At 68.7% G+C, this 21,290-nt stretch carries 11 protein-coding genes and 1 pseudogene; 2 read left to right on the forward strand and 10 right to left on the reverse strand.

Annotated elements, in window-relative coordinates:
- Positions 1-250: 250 nt before the first annotated feature.
- The 8 genes and pseudogenes from B0293_RS33375 to B0293_RS33410 form a co-directional block, all read right to left on the reverse strand.
- Positions 251-9,669 (reverse strand): annotated as a pseudogene (locus B0293_RS33375) (amino acid adenylation domain-containing protein).
- Positions 9,666-11,612 (reverse strand): ABC transporter ATP-binding protein, encoded by a 1,947-nt coding sequence (locus B0293_RS33380; RefSeq protein ID WP_005158047.1) that lies wholly within the window; start codon positions 11,610-11,612, stop codon positions 9,666-9,668. The pseudogene B0293_RS33375 and the gene B0293_RS33380 overlap by 4 nt, the downstream one beginning before the upstream one ends.
- 151 nt (positions 11,613-11,763) lie before the next feature.
- The gene (locus B0293_RS33385; protein WP_005158045.1) at positions 11,764-12,585 is read right to left on the reverse strand and encodes a prephenate dehydrogenase; all 822 of its coding nucleotides are present in this window, start codon (positions 12,583-12,585) and stop codon (positions 11,764-11,766) included.
- A gap of 133 nt (positions 12,586-12,718) precedes the next feature.
- Complete coding sequence (locus B0293_RS33390) at positions 12,719-13,516, reverse strand: helix-turn-helix domain-containing protein (protein ID WP_245191957.1); 798 nt, start codon at positions 13,514-13,516, stop codon at positions 12,719-12,721.
- A gap of 1,340 nt (positions 13,517-14,856) precedes the next feature.
- On the reverse strand, positions 14,857-15,465 hold the full coding sequence (gene vanX / locus B0293_RS33395) for a D-Ala-D-Ala dipeptidase VanX (protein WP_005158041.1): 609 nt from the start codon (positions 15,463-15,465) through the stop codon (positions 14,857-14,859).
- The gene (gene vanA-Ao2, locus B0293_RS33400) at positions 15,462-16,505 is read right to left on the reverse strand and encodes a D-alanine--(R)-lactate ligase VanA-Ao2 (protein WP_005158039.1); all 1,044 of its coding nucleotides are present in this window, start codon (positions 16,503-16,505) and stop codon (positions 15,462-15,464) included. The genes vanX and vanA-Ao2 overlap by 4 nt, the downstream gene beginning before the upstream one ends.
- A 1-nt stretch (position 16,506) precedes the next feature.
- Positions 16,507-17,538, reverse strand: a complete 1,032-nt coding sequence (gene vanH / locus B0293_RS33405) for a VanH-AOV family D-lactate dehydrogenase (protein WP_077241459.1) — start codon at positions 17,536-17,538, stop codon at positions 16,507-16,509.
- A 340-nt stretch (positions 17,539-17,878) separates the two neighbouring features.
- Positions 17,879-18,589 carry an alpha/beta fold hydrolase gene (locus B0293_RS33410; RefSeq protein WP_005158035.1) on the reverse strand — a complete coding sequence of 237 codons (711 nt, stop codon included), beginning with the start codon at positions 18,587-18,589 and terminating at the stop codon, positions 17,879-17,881.
- A gap of 72 nt (positions 18,590-18,661) precedes the next feature.
- On the opposite strand from B0293_RS33410, the gene B0293_RS33415 reads away from it, so the two are divergent.
- Complete coding sequence (locus B0293_RS33415) at positions 18,662-19,327, forward strand: TetR/AcrR family transcriptional regulator (RefSeq protein ID WP_245191956.1); 666 nt, start codon at positions 18,662-18,664, stop codon at positions 19,325-19,327.
- Here B0293_RS33415 and B0293_RS33420 read toward each other — a convergent pair.
- Positions 19,248-19,709 carry a hypothetical protein gene (locus tag B0293_RS33420; protein WP_005158031.1) on the reverse strand — a complete coding sequence of 154 codons (462 nt, stop codon included), beginning with the start codon at positions 19,707-19,709 and terminating at the stop codon, positions 19,248-19,250. The genes B0293_RS33415 and B0293_RS33420 overlap by 80 nt on opposite strands.
- A 206-nt stretch (positions 19,710-19,915) precedes the next feature.
- Entirely contained in the window at positions 19,916-21,022 is a 1,107-nt protein-coding gene (locus B0293_RS33425; RefSeq protein WP_245191955.1) for a hypothetical protein, read from the reverse strand.
- A 45-nt stretch (positions 21,023-21,067) separates the two neighbouring features.
- On the opposite strand from B0293_RS33425, the gene B0293_RS44450 reads away from it, so the two are divergent.
- On the forward strand, positions 21,068-21,286 hold the full coding sequence (locus B0293_RS44450) for a hypothetical protein (RefSeq protein ID WP_245191954.1): 219 nt from the start codon (positions 21,068-21,070) through the stop codon (positions 21,284-21,286).
- Positions 21,287-21,290 lie beyond the last annotated feature (4 nt).

Here is a 21,290-nt window from a genome sequence, read left to right on the forward strand (position 1 = left end):
GCCCGGACAATCCGTCCAACCGCAATTCGACCCTATGGTTTCCCGCAGGTCTTCCGGGCCGAACAAAGGTTGGAGCACAAGGAAAAGCACTGGGCCCGGGTGTCGCGAAAGCCACTTTCGCAACCTTCAACGTCCCGAAAGTGGCTTTCGCGACACGCCAGAGGCCGCGCCGGTCGCGAAATCCGCCGGGCCGGGTGGGTCGTGAGTGGTAAGTGACGTTAGAACGTCACTTACCACTCACGAGGATTTGTCAGACTTGCCGCGCGTCGTCGAATTCGGCCTCGAATTCGTCGATTTCGTCCTGCCCGAGGTCGAGCAGTTCCGCGTCGGCCGCGGGTTCGGCCGGGGCGACCGCCGGATCACCTGGCGCGATGATCGCCGCGAGCCCGGCCGGTGTCCGGTGTTCGAACACGTCGGCCACGTCGAAGCTGATCCCGGCGCGCAGGGCACGCGCGGTCAGTTTCACCGAGTAGATGGAATCGCCGCCGATCTCGAAGAAGCTGTCGTCCACGCCGACCCGGTCGAGCCCGAGCACTTCGGCGAAGAGTTCGCACAACGCCCGCTCGGGCTCGGTGCGCGGCTCCCGGTAGGTCACGCGTTCGCTGAAATCGGGGGACGGCAACGCTTCCCGGTCCACCTTGCCGTTCGCCGTCACCGGGAGGGCGGGCAGCACGAGCACTTCCGCGGGCACCATGTACTCCGGGAGCACCTTGGCGATCCGGGTGCGCAGCCGCGTGGGATGCACCTCGCCTTCGGACACGACGTACCCGATCAGACGGCCGTCGCGCGCCACCACCACGGCCTGGTCGACACCCGGCTGTTCGGCCAGCACCGCCTCGACCTCGCCCGGCTCCACGCGGTGGCCACGGATCTTGACCTGGTCGTCGGCCCGGCCGGCGAACACCAGCTCGCCCTCGTCGCTCCAGTACGCCAGGTCGCCCGTCCGGTACATCCGCTCCCCCGCGGCGAACGGATCGGCGACGAACCGCTCCGCCGTCAACGCCGTCTGCCCCTGGTAGCCGTGGGCCACCCCGGCGCCGGCGATGTACAGGTCACCCACGACACCCTGCGGCAACGGACGCAGGAAGACGTCCAGCACGTACAGCCTCCGTCCCGGCAGCGGACGGCCGATCGGCAGCGTCGGCCCCACCTGGTCGCCGGGTTCGATCGCCTTCCACGTCGCGCACAGCGTGGTCTCCGTCGGACCGTAGGTGTGCCAGACCCGCAGGCTCGGGCACGCCTGGCGGACCCGCTCGACCTCTTCGAGCGGCACGACGTCCCCGCCCGCCGACACGTCGCGCAATCCCGCGAAGGATTCCGGCGACTCCTGGACGAGCGCCCGGAAGTGGCCCGCGGTGAAGTTCACCGCGGTGAGCCCGTCCGCGACGTGGGCGGCGAGCCGTGCGGCGTCGACCACGCCCGGCTCGGTGATCATCACCCGCGCGCCCGTCGTGAGCGGCGCCCAGATGTCGTACAGCGACGCGTCGAACGTGTGCGGGGCGTGCATCAGCACCGTCTCGCCGGCGCGCAGGTCCCAGCCCGGTTCTCCGGCCAGTGCCGCGACGCCTCCATGCGAGATCGCGACGCCCTTCGGGGTCCCGGTCGATCCGGACGTATACATCACGTACGCCGGGTCGTCCGCGCCGACCGGGACGAGAGCGACGTCGCCGTGGTCGGTCTCCTCGATCAGAACCTGCTGATGCCCCGACGGCACCGCGGCCGAGGTCCCGGCCCGGCACACCACCGCGGCGACCGCGGAATCGTCCAGCATGAACGCCACCCGGTCCGCCGGGTAGTCCGGATCGACCGGCACGAACACCGCCCCGGCCTTCCACACCCCGAGCCAGGCGGCGAGCACCTCGGCCGACCGCTCCAGCAGCACGCCGACCCGGTCGCCGCGACGCACGCCGCGCTCCACCAGCGCCCGCGCCACCCGGCCGGACCACCGGTCGAGTTCCGCGTACGACCACGACCGGCCCCCGGCTGTCACTGCCGTCGAGGAAGGCGCTTTTTCCACCTGCTGAAGGAAAAGCGTCACCGGAGACGGAGCCGTGATCGCGTCGCCGACGTCGTTCCACCGTTCGACCACCAACTCGCGTCCGGCGTCGCTCACCATGTCGAGGCTGCCCACCGGCGCCTCCGGGGCCGCGATCATCCGCTCCAGAACGCGGAAAAGCCCGTGCAGGACCTCGTTGGCGGTGTGGTCGTCGACCAGCTCCGGCAGGTACTCGACCTCGGTCCGCAGGCTCTCGCCCGGGATGACGCCCATCAGGATCGCGTACGGCGCCGACTGGTGGAACTCCTTCAGGCTCAGCTTGAGTTCGCGATCGGAGCCGCCCTTCGCCGCGGGGTCGACGTAGTTCTCGAACGACAGGATCGTGTCGAAACTCGCCCCCGGCAGCTTCTGGATCTCCTGCAACCCGAGATGCTGGTGGGAGATCAGCCCGGACTGCCGCTCCTGCAACTCCGTCAGCGTCCGCAGGACGGACTTCTCGCCGTCCAGCCGCACCCGCACCGGCACCGTGTTGATGAACAGGCCCACCACGTTCTCCACACCCGGCAGCTCCGCCGGACGCCCGGAGACGACCGCGCCGAACACCACGTCACGACGGCGCGCCAGGCGGGCGAGCACCAGCGCCCACGCCCCTTGCACCAGCGTGTTCAGCGTCAATCCGTTACGACGGGCGAAATCCACCAGCGCGGAGGTGAACTCCGGCGAATAGGCCAGCGCTTCCCGCGCCTGCTGTCCAGGGGCCTTCCGCGCCTTTTCGGGGATACCGAGCGCCGACCGCTCGGCACCGGCCAGCTCCTCTTTCCACGCCGCACGGGCGGATTCCTTGTCCTGCTGGTCGAGCCAGGCCAGGTAGTCCCGGTACGAACGCGCGGACGGCAGCGAAGTGGCGACACCGCCCGCCGCGTAGATCTTCAGGAGTTCCGCTTCGAGCAGCGCCCGAGACCAGCCGTCCATCACCAGGTGATGGCTGGTCGTGATCAGGCAGTGTTTCCCCTCGGCGAGCCGGATCAGCATCAGCCGCAGCAGCGGCGGCTTCGCCACGTCGAACTTCCTGGCGCGCTCCTGCTCCGCGAGCACGTCCACCTCGGCCAGCGCTTCCCGCTCGGCCAGCTGGGACAGATCCCTTTCCTCCCAAGGAAGTTTCACCTCGCGGTGGATGAGCTGGACCATCTCGCCGGACTTCCGCCGGACGAAACCCGCGCGAAGCGACGCGTGCCTGTCGACCAGCGCCTGCCAGGACGTCCGGAACCGTTCCGGGTCGAGGGGGCCGTCGATGATCAGCGTCTGCTGGATGCGGTAGGTGTCCGGCGCCTCGTCGTCGAGCGCGAGGTGATAAAGGATTCCCTCCTGCATCGGTGACGGCGGCCAGATTTCCGCAAGCGCCATTCCGGAGGACGTGGACGGAGTATTCACGAAAATCTAGCCTCCATTGCTTTCCACCGCTATTGCTGGAGCTCGGCCGCCAATGCTTCGAATTCCTCGATCTCGTCCTGGTCCAGTTCGAGCAGGGCGAAGTCGGAAGCCGTATGTCCCCCTGCCGAAGGATCTTCCGCCTGCCGGGCCAGTCCTGACAACATGTCCAGCCATTCCTGGCCGAGTCGCGCGATCTCGGCCTCGCCGAAGACGTCGCCCGACCATTCCACCATCAGCGCCAATTCGGGGCCGTCCGGCAGATCCTGGACTATCGCGTTGACTTCGATCGGATGCGGCAGAGTCATTCCCGGATCCATCGCACCGCCGATGTCGCCGACCAGTTGCCACGCCCGCACATCGCTTTGATCGCCCGCCACGAACCGGCCCATGTAATTGAATCCGATCCGCGGCGACGGGCTTTCGGCGAGAACCGGGGTCCGCCCGTCGTGGGGATACCGCAGCAGGCCGTATCCGAGGCCGTCGCCGGGCACGGCCCGCGACTGTTCCTTGACCGCCTTCAGCAGCCGCCCGGCCGCCGGGCCACCGGCGAGGACGTCCGCCAGATCGATCCCCGCGACGTCGAGGCGGATCGGATGCGCGCTGGTGAACCAGCCCACCGTCCGGGACAGATCCATCCCGTCGACCGGATGACGGCCGTGGCTCTCCACCTCGACGACCACCGCGTCCCCACCGCGCCATCGCGGCACCGCTCCCGCCAGCCCGGCCAGGAGCACGTCGTTCACCCCGCAGTGGAAGACCACCGGGGCCCGGCCCACCAGGACCGCCGTCTCGGCCTTCGGCACCGACCACGTCCGCGAGCGGATGTTCCCGGTCGACGTGGGCGCCGGTTGCGCCTCGCGTCCGAGAATCGCTTGCCACACCGGCAGTTCCGCGATCCGCTCGGCGGAATCCGCCTGCTCCGCCAAATGCCCGGTCCAGCGCCGGAACGACACTCCGACCGGCTCCAGCGCCGGCTCCCGGCCCTCGGACACCGCTTCGCACGCCGCTCGCAGATCCGACGACAGGACCCGCCACGACACCCCGTCGACCACCAGGTGATGCGCCACCACGACCAGGCGTCCCAGCCGATCCGGTCCCGCGTCGATCAGCACCGCCTGGACCATCACGCCCGCGAGCGGATCCAGCCGGGCGACAGCGTCGCGTGCCGCGTTCTCCACGGCCTCGGCCAACGAACCGTCGGCCCGCACGCACTTGACGGTCGCGGCCACGTCCAGCGAACCGCGACCGGCCACCACCAGGTGACCGTCAGCGACCCGGGCCCGCAGCATGTCGTGCGTGTCCACGACGGCTGTCAGCCCGGCGACCACCGTCTTCTCCGTCAGCCCGGCAGGCGTGCCCAGCACCATCCACTGCGCGAACCCCGGCGCCGCGGCGCCCGACCCGAACATCCGCATCACCGGCGTCAACGCGACGTCGCCGACACCGTCGTCCGCCGGCGTCGTTTCCTGCTGTGGCGCAGGGGCTTCGGCGACCAGCCGCGCCAGCCGCTCGGGCGTCCGGTGTTCGAACACCTGCCGAGGGGTCAACGAGATCCCGTCACGCCGCGCACGGGCGGCCACCTGCATGGACGAGATCGAATCCCCGCCCAGTTCGAAGAAGCTGTCCTCGACCCCGACCCTCGCCAGCCCGAGGACCTCGGCGAACATCTCGCACAGCAGCCGTTCGAGGACGGTGGACGGCTCCCTGCCGACCGTCTTCGACGAGAAGTCCGGTTCGGGCAACGCCTTCCGGTCGATCTTCCCGTGTGCCGTCAGCGGCAGGACGTCGAGCGCCATCACCGCCGCGGGCACCATGTACGCGGGCATCCGCTCCGCGAGGTCCCGCCGCAGCGCCTCGGGATCGACGTCACCCGGCGACACGTAGGCCACCAGCCTGCCCTCGCGGACGGTCACCGTGGCCTGGGTGACGTCGGGACGGTTGGACAGCGCGAACTCGATCTCGCGGGGTTCGACCCGGAACCCGCGGATCTTGACCTGGTCGTCGGCCCGCCCGGCGGACACCAATTCGCCCTGATCCGTCCAGTACGCCAGATCGCCCGTCCGGTACATCCGCTCACCGGCGACGAACGGGTCGGCGACGAACCGCTCGGACGTCAGCGCCGAGCGGCCGAGATAGCCGCGCGCCACGCCGATCCCGGCCAGATACAGCTCACCGGTGACGCCCGGCGGCAGCGGCCGCAGGAACGCGTCCAGCAGGTATCCGCGCACCCCGGCGATCGGCCCGCCGAACGGGATCACCGCTCCGCCAGGCGAAAGCGGCATGCTCACCGTCGCGCAGATCGTGGTCTCGGTCGGCCCGTAGGCGTTGATCATCCGGCGGTCGGCCGACAGCCGGTCCACCAGGCCCGGCGGGCAGAGTTCCCCCGCGGCGGTCACCGTCTCCAGCCGGTCCGGCAGCGCATCCACGGTGGCCAGCACCGACGGCGGGGCCTTCACATGCGTGACGTCCCACCGTTCCAGCGTGTCGGTCAGCGAAGCGTGCGGCGGCAGGTCCTCGTCCGGCGGCATCACCAGCGTCGCCCCGGAAAGCAACGCCATCATCACCTCGGACACGATGGTGTCGAAGCCGAGCGCCGCGAACTGCAAGACCCGTGACGACGGCTTCACGGCGAGCCGTTCGATATGCGCCATCGCCAGGTTGCCCAGGCCCGAGTACGTGACGACGACGCCCTTCGGGGTCCCGGTCGATCCCGACGTGTAGATCACGTACGCCGCGTCGCGCATCGCGATCCGCGGCAGTATCGCGCTCGGCGCGCTGTCCAGGTCGAGTCCGTCGAGCACCACGATCCGGTCCGCGAACTCCTCCGGCACCGAGCCGCGGGTCTTTTCCTGGCACACCACCAGCATCGGGTCGGCGCTGCCGAAGATCAGCTTCACGCGTTCGGCCGGGTACAAGGGATCCACCGGGACGAAGACGCCGCCCGCCAGCGAAACCCCCAGCATCCCGACCAGCCACCACGAGGACCGTCCGACCACGAGCCCGACACGGCGCTCCCGGCTGACCCCCCGTTCCCGCAGGACGGCGGCGAACCTGACCGCCCGATCCCACAGCTCCGCGTACGTCAGGTCGCCCGCACCGTCCGAGACCGCGACCGCGTCCGGCCGGTCCGCCGCCATCCGCCCGATCAACGACGGCAGCGGCTCCTCCGACACCAGCGCGGTTTTCCAGCTGGGCAACGGGATCTCGCCCATGCCGGTGCGGCCGACGAGGCGGGACGGATCGGCGGACACCGCTTCGAGCGCGCCGGCGAACCACTCCAGCAGCGAATCGGCGACGGCCCGGTCGATCTGCCCGCGCCAGTAGGCGAGCTGGATCCGGAACCGTTCTCCCGGGATGACGCCGACGGTCACCGGGTAATGGGTCCCCTCGACGGTGCCCAGATAGGTGAACCGGTCGGCGAAGTCCCGCGGATAGTTCTCGAACACCAGCAGCGTGTCGAACATCGCGCCGGGCCCGGCCGTCTTCTGGATGTCCGTCAATCCCAGGTGATGATGCGGCATCAAGGCGACCTGGCGACGCTGCAACCCGGTCAGCATGTCCACAATGGACGCGTCGCCATCGAGCGAAACCCGCACGGGGACCGTGTTCATCATGAGCCCCGGCATCGACTCCACCCCGGGCAGTTCCGGGGGACGGCAGGCCACCGTGGTGCCGAACACGACGTCGGTCCGCCGTGCGAGCCGCGCCAGCACGATCGCCCACGCGCCCTGGACCACCGTGTTCAGCGTCAGCCCGTGGTCACGCGCGAAATCGGTCAGCCGCGTGTACAGCTCGGGAGAAAGATGTGTGACGCGGTAGTCGTATTCCGTCGCGACGTCCGACTTGGCGACCAGCGCGGGCACGTCGATGTCCGACAGTTCCGCCTGCCACGCCTCGCGCGCCGCGTCCTTGTCCTGCCGCTCCAGCCAGGCCAGGTAGTCCCGATAGGAGGCAGCGCCCGTCCGGTCGGGGAACCGGCCACCGGAGGTATACGCCTCGGAGACCTCGTTGAGGACGACCGCCACCGACCAGCCGTCGGTCAGGATGTGGTGGTTCACCACCAGCAGGCGATACCGGTCCCCGGCGAGCCGGAGCAGCACCAGCCGGAACAGCGGCGCCTTGGTGAGGTCGAACCTGTCCTGCTGTTCCGCCGCGGCCACGGCCTCGACGGCCGCTTCGACGTCGCTCGCGCCGGTCAGATCGACCTCGCGCCACGGCAGGTCGACGTGCCCGGCGACGGCCTGCACCGCCTTGCCCGACGAAAGCCGGTGGAAGGTCAGCCGCAGTTCGGCGTGCCGGGCGAAGACCGCTTCCCACACCGACCGCAGCCGGGCCGTGTCCAGTGGTCCGGTCAGCTCGACGATCCACTGGGTCTGGTAGATGTCGGGGCCCTGGTCGTCCAGGGTCGTCTGGAAGAGCAGGCCCGCCTGGAGCGGCGCCAGCGGCCAGACCTCCTGCGCCCCGGGGACGGCGATCGCCAGCTCCGCCTCGTCTTCCTCGGTCAGGTCGATCAGGGGCCCGTCGGCGTCGCCGCCCGGCGGGACCGCACCCGCCACGGCGGCCAGCCGGGCCGGGGTCCGCTCGCCGAAGATCTGCGACGGCGTCACCAGCAGGCCCGCTTTGGCGGCACGGGCGGCGACGCGGACGGCGAGGATCGAATCCCCGCCCAGGTCGAAGAAACCGTCGTCGACGCCGGCGCGGTCGATGCCGAGCACTTCGGCGAACAGTCCACAAAGGACACGCTCGGCCTCGGTGACGGGTTCGCGGCCGTCGGTCTTCGCGGTGAAATCGGGTGCGGGCAAGGCTGCCCGGTCGACCTTCCCGTTGCCGGTCAGCGGAAGCGCGTCCACGGCGAGCACCACGGCCGGGACGAGGTAGTCCGGCAGCACCGCGGCGAGCCGGTCGCGGACGAGATCCGGGGCCACCTCGGCCACCACGTAGCCGATCAGGCGCCCGTCGAGCGGCACCACCACGGCCTCGTGGACGTCCGGCTGGGCGGTCATCGCGGCCTCGACCTCACCGGGTTCGACGCGGAACCCGCGGATCTTGACCTGGTCGTCGGCCCGGCCCGCGAACAGCAGCTCGCCGTCCGCGCTCCACTGGGCGAGGTCGCCGGTCCGGTACATCCGTTCGCCCGGCGACGACGGGTCCGCCACGAACCGCTCGGCCGTCAGTGCCGTCCGGTCCAGGTAGCCGTCCGCCAGCCCGGCGCCGGAGAGGTACAGGTCGCCGATCACCTCCGGTTCCACCGGCCGCAGCGACGCGTCGAGCACGCGGGCGTGGCGGCCTCGCAGCGGACGGCCGATGGGCAGCACCGAACCCAGTTCGGCACCCGGTTCGAGCACGTGCCATGTGGCGCACAACGTCGTTTCCGTCGGGCCGTAGAGGTGCCGGATCCGCGCTCCCGGCGCGGCCTTCCGCACGCGTTCCACCGCGTGCGCGGGCACCAGGTCACCGCCGGTCAGGATCTCGTCGAGCCCGGCGAACGACTCCGGCGATTCCTCCGCCACCGCACGGAAACTGCCCGCGGTCAGATGCGCCCGCGTCACCCCGGACACGACCGCCTCCCGCAGGCGCCGGGCGTCGACAGGTCCCGGCGCGGCGATCACCACCCTGGCGCCCGACACCAGCGGCACCCAGATCTCGCACAGGGACGCGTCGAAGGAATGCGGCGCGTGCATGAGGACCGCGTCGCCGGGGCCCATCGCCCAGCCCGGATCCCCTGCCAGCTCCGCGACACTGCGATGCGGGACGGCCACACCCTTGGGAGTACCCGTCGAGCCGGACGTGTACATGACGTACGCCAGGTCCTCCGGACGCGCCGTGACCACCGGCGCCTCGCCCGGCTCGTCACCCGTGACGACGATCGAGTCGATCCCCGCCGGCACCTTGCCGAGCGTCCCGGCCGAGCACAGCATCAGCGACGCGGCCGAATCCGCCAGCAGGAAAGCGATCCGCGGCGCGGGATACGCGGCGTCCACCGGCACGTACGCCGCCCCCGCCTTCCAGACGGCGAGCAGCGCCACCAGCAGATCCGCCGACCGGTCCAGCATGACCGCGACGCGTCCGCCCCGGCGGACACCCCGTTCGGCCAGCCGCCCGGCCAACCGGCCCGAGGTCGCGTCGAGTTCGGCATAGGTGAGGACACGGTCCCCGTCGACCACGGCCACCGCGTCGGGCGTCCGGCCCGCTTGAGCGGCGAAAAGAGCAAGGCTCGTCTGCGCTGCGGAACTCATCGTCACCCTCCATGGCCCATAAAGGTGGCCACCGGCTCAGGCTCTTCTTCGGGCTCCGGCTCCGGCTTGGGGCCGAAGCGGTCGGGATTGGCGAACTGCGTCCGGTACAGCTCCGCGTACAGGCCGTTCTGCGCCAGCAGTTCGTCGTGCGTCCCGCGCTCCCGGACCGTTCCCCCGTCGATCACGAGGATCTGGTCGGCCTCGCGGATCGTGGACAACCGGTGGGCGATCACGATCGAGGTCCGGCTGCGCAGCGCGGTCTTGAGCGCCCGCTGGACGGCGGCCTCCGACTCGGAGTCCAGATGCGCGGTGGCTTCGTCGAGCACGACCACGGTGGGCGCCTTCAGCAGTAGCCGGGCGATGGCCAGCCGCTGCTTCTCCCCGCCCGACATCCGGTAGCCGCGATCGCCGGTCACGGTGTCGAACCCGCGCGGCAGGGACTCGATGAGATCCCAGATCTGGGCGCCCTTGCACGCCTCGATCAGTTCGTCCTCGGTCGCGGTGGGGCGGGCGTAGAGCAGGTTCTCCCGGATCGTGTCGTGGAAGAGGTACGCGTCCTGGCTGACCACGCCGATCGTCTCGCGGAGCGAATCGAAGGTGAGGTCCTGGAGATCGTGTCCGCCGACGCGGACGCTCCCGGAATTCGGGTCGTACAACCGGGAGACGAGGTGCGTGATGGTGCTCTTGCCCGCCCCGGACGGGCCGACGAGCGCGGTGAGCGTCCCGGCGGGCGCCTGGAAGCTGATGCCGCGCAGGACGTCCGCCGACAGTTCCTCGTTCTCCCGCTTGGTCCGCAGGTGTTCGAGCGACGCCAGCGACACCTCGTTCGCGGTGGGATAGCGGAAGGTCACGTCGTCGAACTCGATGTCCGGCGCGACGTCCTTCTCGAGTTCGCCCGCGCCGGGGCGTTCCTGGATCAGCGGTTTCAGGTCGAGCAGCTCGAAGATCCGGGAGAAGCTCACCACGACGGTCTGGGCGGTCTCCTGCAGCCCGGACAGCTGGGTGATCGGCCCGAGCAGCCGTCCGAGCAGGGTGGCGATGGCGATCAGCGTGCCGAGCTGGAAGGCCCCGTCGATCACCAGCCCGCCGCCGATCCCGTAGACGACCGCCGTCGCGATCGAGGCCATCAGCGCCATCATCGCGAAGGACATCCGGCCCCAGATCGAGATGCTCACGCCGATGTCGCGGATCTTCCCGGACCGGTCGCGGTAGTCGGCCATCTCCTCGTCCGGGCGGCCGAAGAGCTTGGAGAGCATCGCCCCCTGGACGTTGAACCGTTCGTGGAGCAGGCCGCCGAGACCGGCGTTGGCCTCCATCAGCCGTCCGGTGCGCTTCTGGATCATCCGCCCCACGTAGACCCAGGGCACGACGAACAGCGGGATCAGCACCAGCGTGACGACGGCGACGAGCCACGACAGGTAGAACATCTCGGCCAGCACCAGCAGGACCGTGACCGCGCTGGTCGCCGACATCAGCAGATGGCCGAACGACTGCTGGGCCATGATCAGTTCCGTGTGCAGCCGCCCGACCAGAACGCCGGTCTGGGTGCGGGTGAAGAACGCGACCGGCAACTGCCGGACATGGTCGATCGCCTGGACCCGGAGGTCGTAGGTGACTCCCTCCCCCATCCGCGCCGAGACGTAGGCCGAGAACAACGACAGCAACGCGCCCACCACGGCGAGCGCCGCGGTCAGGACGGCCATCAGGATCACGACCCCGAAGTCGTTCTTGAGGATCCCGCCGTCGATGAGTTCCTTCATCAGCAGCGGGGTCGCGATGACGACGGCCGCCTCCAGCGCGGCGATGAAGATGAAGAGCGCGACCAGGCCGAGGTGCGGTCGGAAGTAGGCGAGCACGCGGCGCACGGTTCCCGGACGGACCCTGTCCCCCCAGGGATCGGGGTCGTCGTCGCTCTTGGTCGGTGCCCCGAAGTTCAACACCACGTCCATACGGTCATTCCTCCCACACGCGAAGTCCGCGATCTCAATCGTGCTGAATCGTGTCGATGTCCACGAGGGGGTACAAGCGAACTCCGCGCGTACTTCCACCGTCCACAAGCGACTGGGCCGTGTCCTGTGAGTCTGACTTGCAGGACACGGCCTAGGAGATCCTCGCCTGCCCGTCGGCTCCGCGTCGCAGCAGATCCGTCACGCCGCCCGGATCGCCGGACCGCAGTGCCGAGGCCGCCGCGGTGAGATCGGCCGCGATGCGGTCGAGCACCTCGGCCACCGGCAGCGCGTTCCCGGAGAGAATCCGCTGCCACAGCAAGGGATTCCCGGCGGCGATCCGGGTCACGTCACGCAGCCCCTGCCCGGCGAGGCGCAACGCGACGTCGTCGCCGCCGTTCAGGCTCGCCGCCACCGCCGAGGCAGCGACGTGCGGGGCGTGGGACACCAGCGCCACCGCCGCGTCGTGCTCGGCCGCACCGACGGTGACGGCCTTGGCTCCGCACAGCGACACCAGTTCCCGTACCAGCGCCACCGCGTCCGCGCCGGTCTCGGTACCGGGGCACAGCGCCCAGGCACGGCCGGCGAACAGCTCGGCGCGGGCGGCGGCCGGGCCGGACCGCTCGCGGCCGGCCAGCGGATGCCCTGGCACATAGGAGGTCAGGTCGCAGCCGAGCCGCTCCGCGTCGGCGATCGGGTCGGCCTTCACACTGGCCACGTCGGTGTACACCCGCGCGGCCTCAAGTTTCTGCAGCTCGGCCAGCCGCTCCCCGACGAGGTGCGGCGGCACGGCGATCACCGCCAGGTCCACTTCCTCGCCCGACCATTCCCGGCCGGCACCGAACTCCCCCGCCAGCGCCACGGCGTGCTCGTCGATGTCGGAGAGGCAGACCTCCACGCCCTTCGCGCGCAGGGCCAGCGCCACCGAAGTGCCGATCAGTCCGGTACCCACGACAAGCGCCTTCTCGATGGTCACTGCTCCTTCTTAAGCCGCTCTCCCGGCGGTGTCGAGTCGCGGGAATTGGGCACCGCGACGAAAAACGTCGGGGCGAAGGGAAATCCCCTTCGCCCCGAGTACCACCGAACGCGCTACACGACGTCGTCCGCGATCATCGCGCGGCGAGATCGGTGGCGCGGTGCTCCAGGTGATCGGCGAATCCCGCCCAGACCCTGGCGTGATCCCTGGCGAATCCGGCGACCACGCCGTACAGATGCGGCGGGACGCCGTGCAGGATCCGTTCCCACTCCTGCCCGTCCATGGAGTGCATGGCGAGCATGCGCAACAGGATCCGGCCGACTTCGCTCAGCCGCAGCGCGGGATCGGCCTTGAGCCGTTCCAGCACGGCGACCCGTTCCTGGTCCAGCTCGTGCCCGAGATCGGGCTCCGTCAGGGTCAGCGGATGCTGTTTGGTCCGCAATCTCCGGTTGCCGTCCGGTGTCGGGCTTTCGCCGCGCTCCAGCCTGCCCCGCACGTCCCGGACCGTTTCCGGGGAGATGCCGACCTGCTTGGCGACCTGCCTCAGCGAGAGCCCCGGGTCGTTGCGGATGAGGTCGGCCGCTTGTTTCCGCCGTTCCGAGCTGTCGACGGGCCGGATCCGCCCGTCCCGTCCGATCCTCGCTTCGTTTCCGCCCTCTCCCCCACGCTTGCGAAGGTCCGCCACCGTGCCCGCCGAGATACCGGTCGCCGAGGCCACCCGTCTGTCGGACCATTGTGGATGGGTTCCGATGATCTGGACGGCCGCGCGCTTGCGATCGGCCAGCGAAAGCGGCAAACCGTGCCGGATGTTCGCTTCCACGGCCAGGACGAAGGCGTCGGATTCGGTGCCGTCGATGAACCTTGCCTGAATTTTGGTGTCGCCTCTGACTCTCGCCGCCTTCAGCCGATGCAAGCCATCGATCACCCGCATCGTCGGTCGGTGAACGAGAATGGGCGGAAGGTCCCATTCCGCCGACAGCAATGTCTCGACGTGGTCCGGATCCTCGCCCGAAGTTCGCGGCGAGCATACGGACGACAGCCGCGACAGCTCGATTTCGACGACCGGGAGAGCGGACAGGTCAACTCTCGTCGGATCCACCTAGCCCCCAACAGAATCTCTTGTTCGTCAACTTCTGGACATGACACTGAACCCACCGTCCAACTGCTTGGTTTCGGTGGTTGGACACCACGATTCCCTTCCGGCACGGATCCCGGCCGTGCGGTGGGCGTCCTCGACGGTGAGGACAATGTGAAACGCCGCCGGCGGGCCGCGTACTCGCGGTCGCCCCACGGTCTCCCAGATGACCGATGGCGGCGGGCACTTCGACGAACCACCGAAGCGAAGGAAAGCGTTCCTTCGCCCCGGATCGTGCTCTCTCCCAAGACATTCGCTCAGCGGCTTCAGTCCGGCAAGGGCCTACACCCGGTCAGCCCGAAGAAGCCGGACCCGCCGCGGGACGAGGTCTCGGGAAGTTCGTAACCGTTCTCTTCACCGGTTCGGATCAGTGGTTCACCGGCCGGAATCTATGCCTTGCCTATGACTTCCTCGCGGTCGCGAGTCACGGTCGCACCCCCCTCAAGCCCCAGTAAGTGCGCGCTCTGTCAACCCCAGCGCGAGTCGCGCACCGCTTCAGCATGGCACGGTCAATCGTTGTCGGCAATTGACGAACAGGGTAATTCCGTAGCCGAAGGGCCGTTCAAGATCGATATTCGAAACTTCAACTTCGGTATTGACGCGCTCGCCGTGGGTAAGTACGGAGCGCCCGCTCACGCTGCTCACGGACGTAATGGGTTAGCCTGTTCGCAGGTATTGCTAGGCCATTCGTGGGCCTTGATTCGTCACGAAGGATCGTCACGGCTCTCGAACGCTCTGTTCCGGCCTTCGGCACTTATTCACACGAACGGTCGAGCCGGGTCTCCCAGAAGTTGGTCACCGCCTCCGCGCGCGACCACCCGGGCGACCAACGGAGCGGACTTCGCGGTTGGACGGCACGCGAGCCCGCCGGAACCGTCGAGAGCAAAGTGAGGGGTGCCAAGGTAGAAGTGTTCGCCACCTCCTTCACCCGGGAGGGGGGGCACCCGTCGATTCCGGAGGAGGATCCGTGGGCACCGACAAGCCCGGCTGAGATCGGCGATTCCCCCTGCGGGGTGAGCTTTTTTCGCCGCCGGGCGGCTAACGTGGCCCAGTGACGGCAATGCCGCGGGCACCACTCGGGGCACCCGCGGCATCACCTTCACCGACCGGACGGACACCGGTCTCTTTCTCGTCGGTCAAGCGACAGGAAAGTCGAAATAGGTGTCCGGATACGGTTCGTTCTTCAGGTTGTAGTGCCACCACTCGCATTCGTACGAGCTGAACCCGCTTTCCTCCATGATCGAACAGAGGTGCGCGCGGTTTTTCTCCTGTTCCTCCGTGATGCCCGCCGCGCCGTGATGCGACACGACGTCCATCACGTCGTGGTCACCACCCATGTCCGCGAGCTCACCGGTGTCCAGGTGGTAAAGCGTCAGGTCCACGGTGCTGCCCCGGCTGTGGCCCGACTTGGTGGCGACGTAGCCCTGCTCGAACATCTGGGGCCGGTCGATGTTCGGGTAGTGCCTTGCCTTCTTCCGGCCGTCTTCGGGCTCTTCCGCCCAGCGCATGAAGCGATCCACGGCGCGCTGTGGACGGTAGACGTCCCAAAGCAGGAGACCGAAGCCGAGCGACTCGGCCTTGTCCCGCGCCTTCTCCAGCGCCGCGCAGAACGCGCGCGTGCCGACGACGCGGTTCACCAGGTAACCGTCCACCGGCTTGCCGGTGAAGTTGTCCCAGGTGGCGTACTTGGCGTCCCAGCGGATTCCGGACACAACCTCGTCTACGAAGACGAAATCGTCTTTCATCCCTTGCGACCCGCCAGGGTCAGCGTCACGAGCCGGTCGATCATTTCACCGAGCGGGATGCCGGCGGCCGCCATCATCCGCGGGTACCGGCTGTAGGAGGTCAGGCCGGGGAGGGTGTTGACCTCGTTGAGGACGACGCTTCCGTCTTCCTTGAGGAAGAGGTCGACCCGCGCGAGCCCGCTGCAGCCCAGGGCGCGGTAGATGACCTTCGCGGTCTCCTTGACGAGCGTGCTCGACTCCTCCGGGATGTCCGCGGGAACGATGAAGCTCGAGTTCTCGGAACCGGTCTCGGGGCTCTCCTCCTGGTGGATCTTGAAGAAGCCGTGGGTCAGCGCGACCCGGTCCACCTCGCCGGTCAGCAGGTCGTCGCCGCTGCCGAGGACGGAGCAGCCGATCTCGCTGCCGACGACGGCCTCTTCGATCAGGATCTTGCCGTCGTACTGACGCGCCTCCGCCAGGGCGGCGGGCAGCTCTTCCTTCGAAGAGACCTTGCTGACGCCGAACGACGAACCCGAACGGGCCGGCTTCACGAAGACGGGGTACGTGAGCTCGTCGGCGTCGATGTCGTTGTCCGCCGTGACGATGTGGAAGTTCGGCGTCGCGATGCCCGCGCTGCGGACGACGGAGTAGGTGAGCGACTTGTCGATGCACATGACCGAGCTCGGGAGGTCGCAGCCGACGTAGGGGATGCCGGAGAACTCCAGCAGGCCCTGCACCGTGCCGTCTTCACCGAACTTGCCGTGCAGGACCGGCAGCACCACGTCGAGGGCGATCGTCTCGTACTTGCCCTCGTCGAGGACCAGCAGGCCGTGCACGCCGCGGTCCGGGGACAGGACGGCGGGGCGGGGGTTCGCGGTCTGCTCCCAGTCGGCGGAGGGACCGTCGCACAGCAGCCAGGAACCACTCTGCGTGATCCCGATGTAGTACGGCTCGTACTTTTCGAGGTCGAGGTTCTTCGCGACCTCGCTCGCCGACTTGATGGAGATAGGATGCTCTTCGGAAAGCCCGCCGAACAGAATTCCGATTTTCAGCCTACCCATGCTACTTCCCGCTTTCGAATTGGAGACAATTGATGATGCTGTTTTCAACAGTGTCACTCAGCGCGTGGTCGGTGTAATAGGCGGTATGCGGACTGACGATCACGTTCGGCAGATTCTGCAGCCGCAGCAGCGGCTTGCCGTCGATGGCCTTGTTCCGGCAGTCGGCGTAGAATATCCCTTCCTCACCTTCGAGGACGTCCAGCGCCGCGCCACCCAATTTCCCGCTTTCCAGGGCCTCAATGAGGGCCTCGGTCTCGATAAGCGGACCACGTCCGGTGTTGATGATGTACGCGCCGTGCTTCATCAGCTCGATGGCCCGCTGATCGAGCAGATGGTAGGTCTCCGTGGTGAGCGGCACATGCAGCGACACGATGTCGCTCTCCTGGAGCAGTTCGTCGAGCGGGACGTAGTCGGCCGAGGCGGTCAGGACGGTGTCGTAGGCCAGCACCTTGCACCCGAAACCGCGCAGCCGGTCCAGCACCGCGACCCCGATCCGCCCTGTTCCGACCACTCCGACGGTCAGATCGCGCAGCTCTTTCCCGCGCACCTCGTTCAGCCGGTAGTCGTGCTCGTCGGTGCGGCGGATGATGGATTTGGCGTCGCGCACCGCCATCAGCATCAGCATCAGCGTGAAGTCCGCGACGCTGTCGGGCGAGTAGGCGACGTTGCCGACGGTGATGCCGACGCTCGCCGCGTAGTCGACGTCGATGTGATTGAAGCCGATGCTCCGGGTGGAGATGTACTCGACGCCGATCTTGCTCAGCGCGAGAAGAATGGAGTTCGTGATCGGTGTCTTGTGACCGATACTGATGCAGCGATTTCCGACCGCCAGTTCGATGGTGGCCTCGGATACCGGTTCTTCAGCGATTGTCGGCGTGATGCCGAAACGAGGCGCCATCTCGCGGAACAAGGCGGCCTCGTCCTGTCCACAACCATAAATGGTGATTCCCCTCGCCAAGACGGCCGAGGAGGACGCGGACGCCAGCGATCCGGTGCTGGGGGCAGCTGATCGCGCTGGTTCGCTGTAGGTCATGCCGGACATTGTAGGCAGCGCGATATTCCCGGCTCGGATGGGGTTTTCGAGGCGCCGACAATATGTTACCGCTTGGTAGCGGCGTGTGCACGGCGTGTCGATCGTCCGTGGTGAGCCCCTGCTCCACAGGGCCGGACCAGGCTCCCCACCAGCTCCCCGGGCTCCCGCCACCCGATCTTGCCCGCCCGGCCGCCGGATCGAAACCGGCCCGTGACGGGTGTCACGAAGACGCGCCATCTGGTGATCGACATCTCAGCCCCCGGACCGGGGATGCGACGCGGCTCACGCTATCCGGATCGAGTCCCGTCCGTGGCGAAAAGAAAGGAATTGCCGCCACTATTCACTCCGCGTATTCGGCCGGTTTCGATTCCGCCTTCAGCCAGGCGCGGGCGTGCGCCGACACGAGGTCCGCGAGTTCGTCCGGCGCGTCCCGCGCCACGAGGTGCCCCGCCGCCGGGACCCGGGCCACGGTGACATGACGATTCGCCGCGCGAAACCGCAGCACGTCGGACTCGCCGAGCGGCGATCCCGGCCCGCCTTGCACCACGAGAATGGGCAGGTCCAAGGCGCCGGCGGTCGCGAAGAGGGCGGAACCCGAGCCGAGGACGTCCTCCACGATCAGGGCATGGCGGTCTCGGAGGCCATGGAAATCGAGCCACGAACGCACCCGGCCCGGGGCGAGGTCGGGGACGACGTCGACGAGCACGAGCCCGGCCACGAGATCCGCGATCGCGGGATCCGCGAGGGCGGCGAGGCCGGCCAGCCCGCCGATCGAAGCGCCCACGAGGACCAGCGGCGCCGGTTGGCGCCGGATCATCTCGGCCACGTCGTCGGCCAGCGCCCGCAGCGTGGCCGCGCGGCCGGAACTCTCCCCGTGTCCGCGCAGGTCGAACGCCACCGAGCGGAGGCCGCGCCGAGCCAGCACCGCGGCGACCGGAGACCACACCCCGCGCCGTTCCCCGCCCGCGTGGAGCAGCAAGACCGTCGGACCGGCTCCGGCCACCGTGCCGCGCAAGGTGACTTCGCCCAGGTCGAGGCTGATTTCCGTCATCGTGTCCTCCCAGTTACCTTGGCCTCTCAAGGTAGCCGGATTACCTTGGCCAATCAAGGTACGATGCGGTCCGTGACGCCACCCCGAACACGACGGACACCGGAAGAGGCCCGGCGGCAGATCCTCGACGCGGCCGCTTCGCTGCTCGCCGAGGCCGGTGTCGCGGCCGTCCAGATGCGCGCGGTGGCCACCCGGGTGGGCATGACCGACGCCGGCGTCGCCCATCATTTCGGCAACCGCGAGAAGCTGCTCGCCGAACTCCTCCGGCACGGCGGCCGCCGTCTCCGGGACGCGCTAAGGGACCTTCTCGCGGGATGGCTGGGCCACGACGCCGATCTGCTGGCGTTCACCGAGGCTCTTCACGCCCTCTACCAGCACGGATACGGCGAACTCGCGGTGGCGCTGCACGCGGCGGGCTGGCGCGATCCGGGCAGCGGCATGCTCGACCCGGTCGTCGACGCCCTGCACCGCCTCCGTCCTCTCGGCGCTTCCCTCGAGGACACCCGGCTCGCCGTCGCGGCCCTGCACCAGGCGATGGCGACGGAGTCCCTGTACGGAAGCGCCTTCCGGCGCAGCGCCGGGCTCACGGGCGACGAGGCTGACGATCCGGGTCCTCAGGTGCGCTGGTGGGCACGCCAGCTCCAGCTCGCGCTCGGCCTCAGGCCTGATAAGGACCCTGGCTCCCGAGATCCGGGCTCACCCTCGGGGTCCGCCCCTCCTGCCCCGGCACCGGCGTGACCGTCGGCTGCCCGGCGACGTCGGCCCGGCCGGTCTCGCGCTCGCGATAGCGGGTCTCGACCACGCGATCCTCACGACGGCGGGCGAGCACCGACAGGGTGAGCACGTGGGCCACCGCCATGAGCAGCAGGAACACGCCCAGCCTGCCCACGAACGCGGCGGTCGAACCGGACCAGTCCGGGGCCACGACCGCCAGCAGCGCCAGCAGCCCGATCGCGGCCAGGTGGAAGACCGTCACCACCATCCAGGCCACGGATCCGCCGCCCGCACGGCCGTCCGGCCCGTTCAGGTAACGCTTGGCGCCGCGATACAGGATCTGGCCGTCGGCCACGACGAAGACCAGGCCGATGATCAGGAAACCCGGAAGCTCGTTGTCGGGCATCGTTGCCTCCTCCGTTTTCTGAGGAGTACCCACGGAAGACCGCGCGCCCGGCGCGATGCCTCGATCGTGTGACCCGGCCGGGTGGTCTGGTCGTGAGTGGCAGATCGCCGGTCCGGTCCGTGAAGGCCTCCTTGAGGGACCCAGAGTCCCTCAAGGAGGCCTTCACGGACCTCGGGCGAGCGAGGTCGCCACTCACCCTCGAACGGTCAGCGAATCCCCTGCGAAATGAGCTCCCCCAGGCCTTCGACGTCGCCGAGCGCTGCTCGCAGCTCGGCGGCGTACTCTTCAGCCCCGGCCCGCAGGCCCCGTTCGAAGACGCTCGCGGTGTCGAACGCCTCGACGTCCCCGCCGCTCAGCGCGGCGACCGACTCCTTGACGAGAGCACCGAGCAGCAGCTCCTCCGGCACTCCGGGCGTTCCTTCCAGCGGCCAGACGAGGTCGTCCAGCACCGCCTGCCCGCCGACCTCGCGGACCAGGCCCGCCGCGGTGAGCCCCGGCACCCGGAATCCTTCCGGCAACACCGCGCGGAGACTCATGTTGCTCGAAAGCCAGTGCAGCAGCTGAGCGTTCACGTCCAGCTTGACGCGCCTCGGCGTCAACCAGAGCGTGAGGTTCACGTAGTACTCGGTGAGGCGGTCGAGAACCTCGCCGCCCTTTTCGAAACCCCACAGGTTGATGTCGAAGTAGTGGTGCCAGGTGGCGTCCGCGACGATCCGCCCGACACCGGCCGCGGCGCCGTCGTACACAGTGGACACGCCGTAGACCTGGCCGTTGCGCTTGTCCGTGCCCTGCGCGACGATCTCGGGCTTCGGCTGGCCGAGGCGCCCGGCGGGCCACACGTCCGTCGGGAACTGCGCGGGAATGAGCAGCTGCCCCTCGTGCATGTGGTCCGGGAACACGGTGATCGGGCCCCGCCTGCCCTGGAACAACGCGTGCGGCCTGCCGAACCGCTTCCGCAGGATCAGCTCCTGCGGGTACGGGTCGAGGTCGTTCGGGATCGGGTTGTTGATGTCGCTGCCCCACGGGTCCGGCGTGTGGGTGTTGTGGCTGAACTCGATGCTCGCGTCCGGCCGGTCGTTCCACACTCGCAGCTCACCCGCGCGCGGGACCCGGTGTCCCAGCGCCCGCCCCAGGTTCAGGTAGTCGGGCAGCGACGGATCCGCTCCCGGCGGACGCGGGTTGGAGTGGTCGCCGGTGATGAGCACACCGCCGCCGGCGTCCATCCAGGACCGCAGCGCCGCGACCTCCGCGTCCACGAGTTCGTTCTCCGGCTCTCCCGGCATGTTGGACTGCAACAGACCGAAGAACCACACCTGCTCGTATCTGCCCAGTACCTCGGGAGTCAGTTTTTTGGCGGCATGCCCGCCATCGTGCCGATTGATCAGATCGATCTCGAACTCGGCGAAGAAAGGCTGATTCGCCAGGACGAGATCACGAAGAATGCCAAGCGCGAAACCATTGTTACCGCTGAAGCCGACAAAATCCGTGTAGAACAGGATTCTGATCTTCGGCTTGGCGAACGGGCTCACGTGATCAGCGACAATACGTGCTTCGAACATCAAATGAATCCCCCTTGATCAA

This window comes from Amycolatopsis azurea DSM 43854 (assembly GCF_001995215.1).
GTDB lineage: Bacteria > Actinomycetota > Actinomycetes > Mycobacteriales > Pseudonocardiaceae > Amycolatopsis > Amycolatopsis azurea.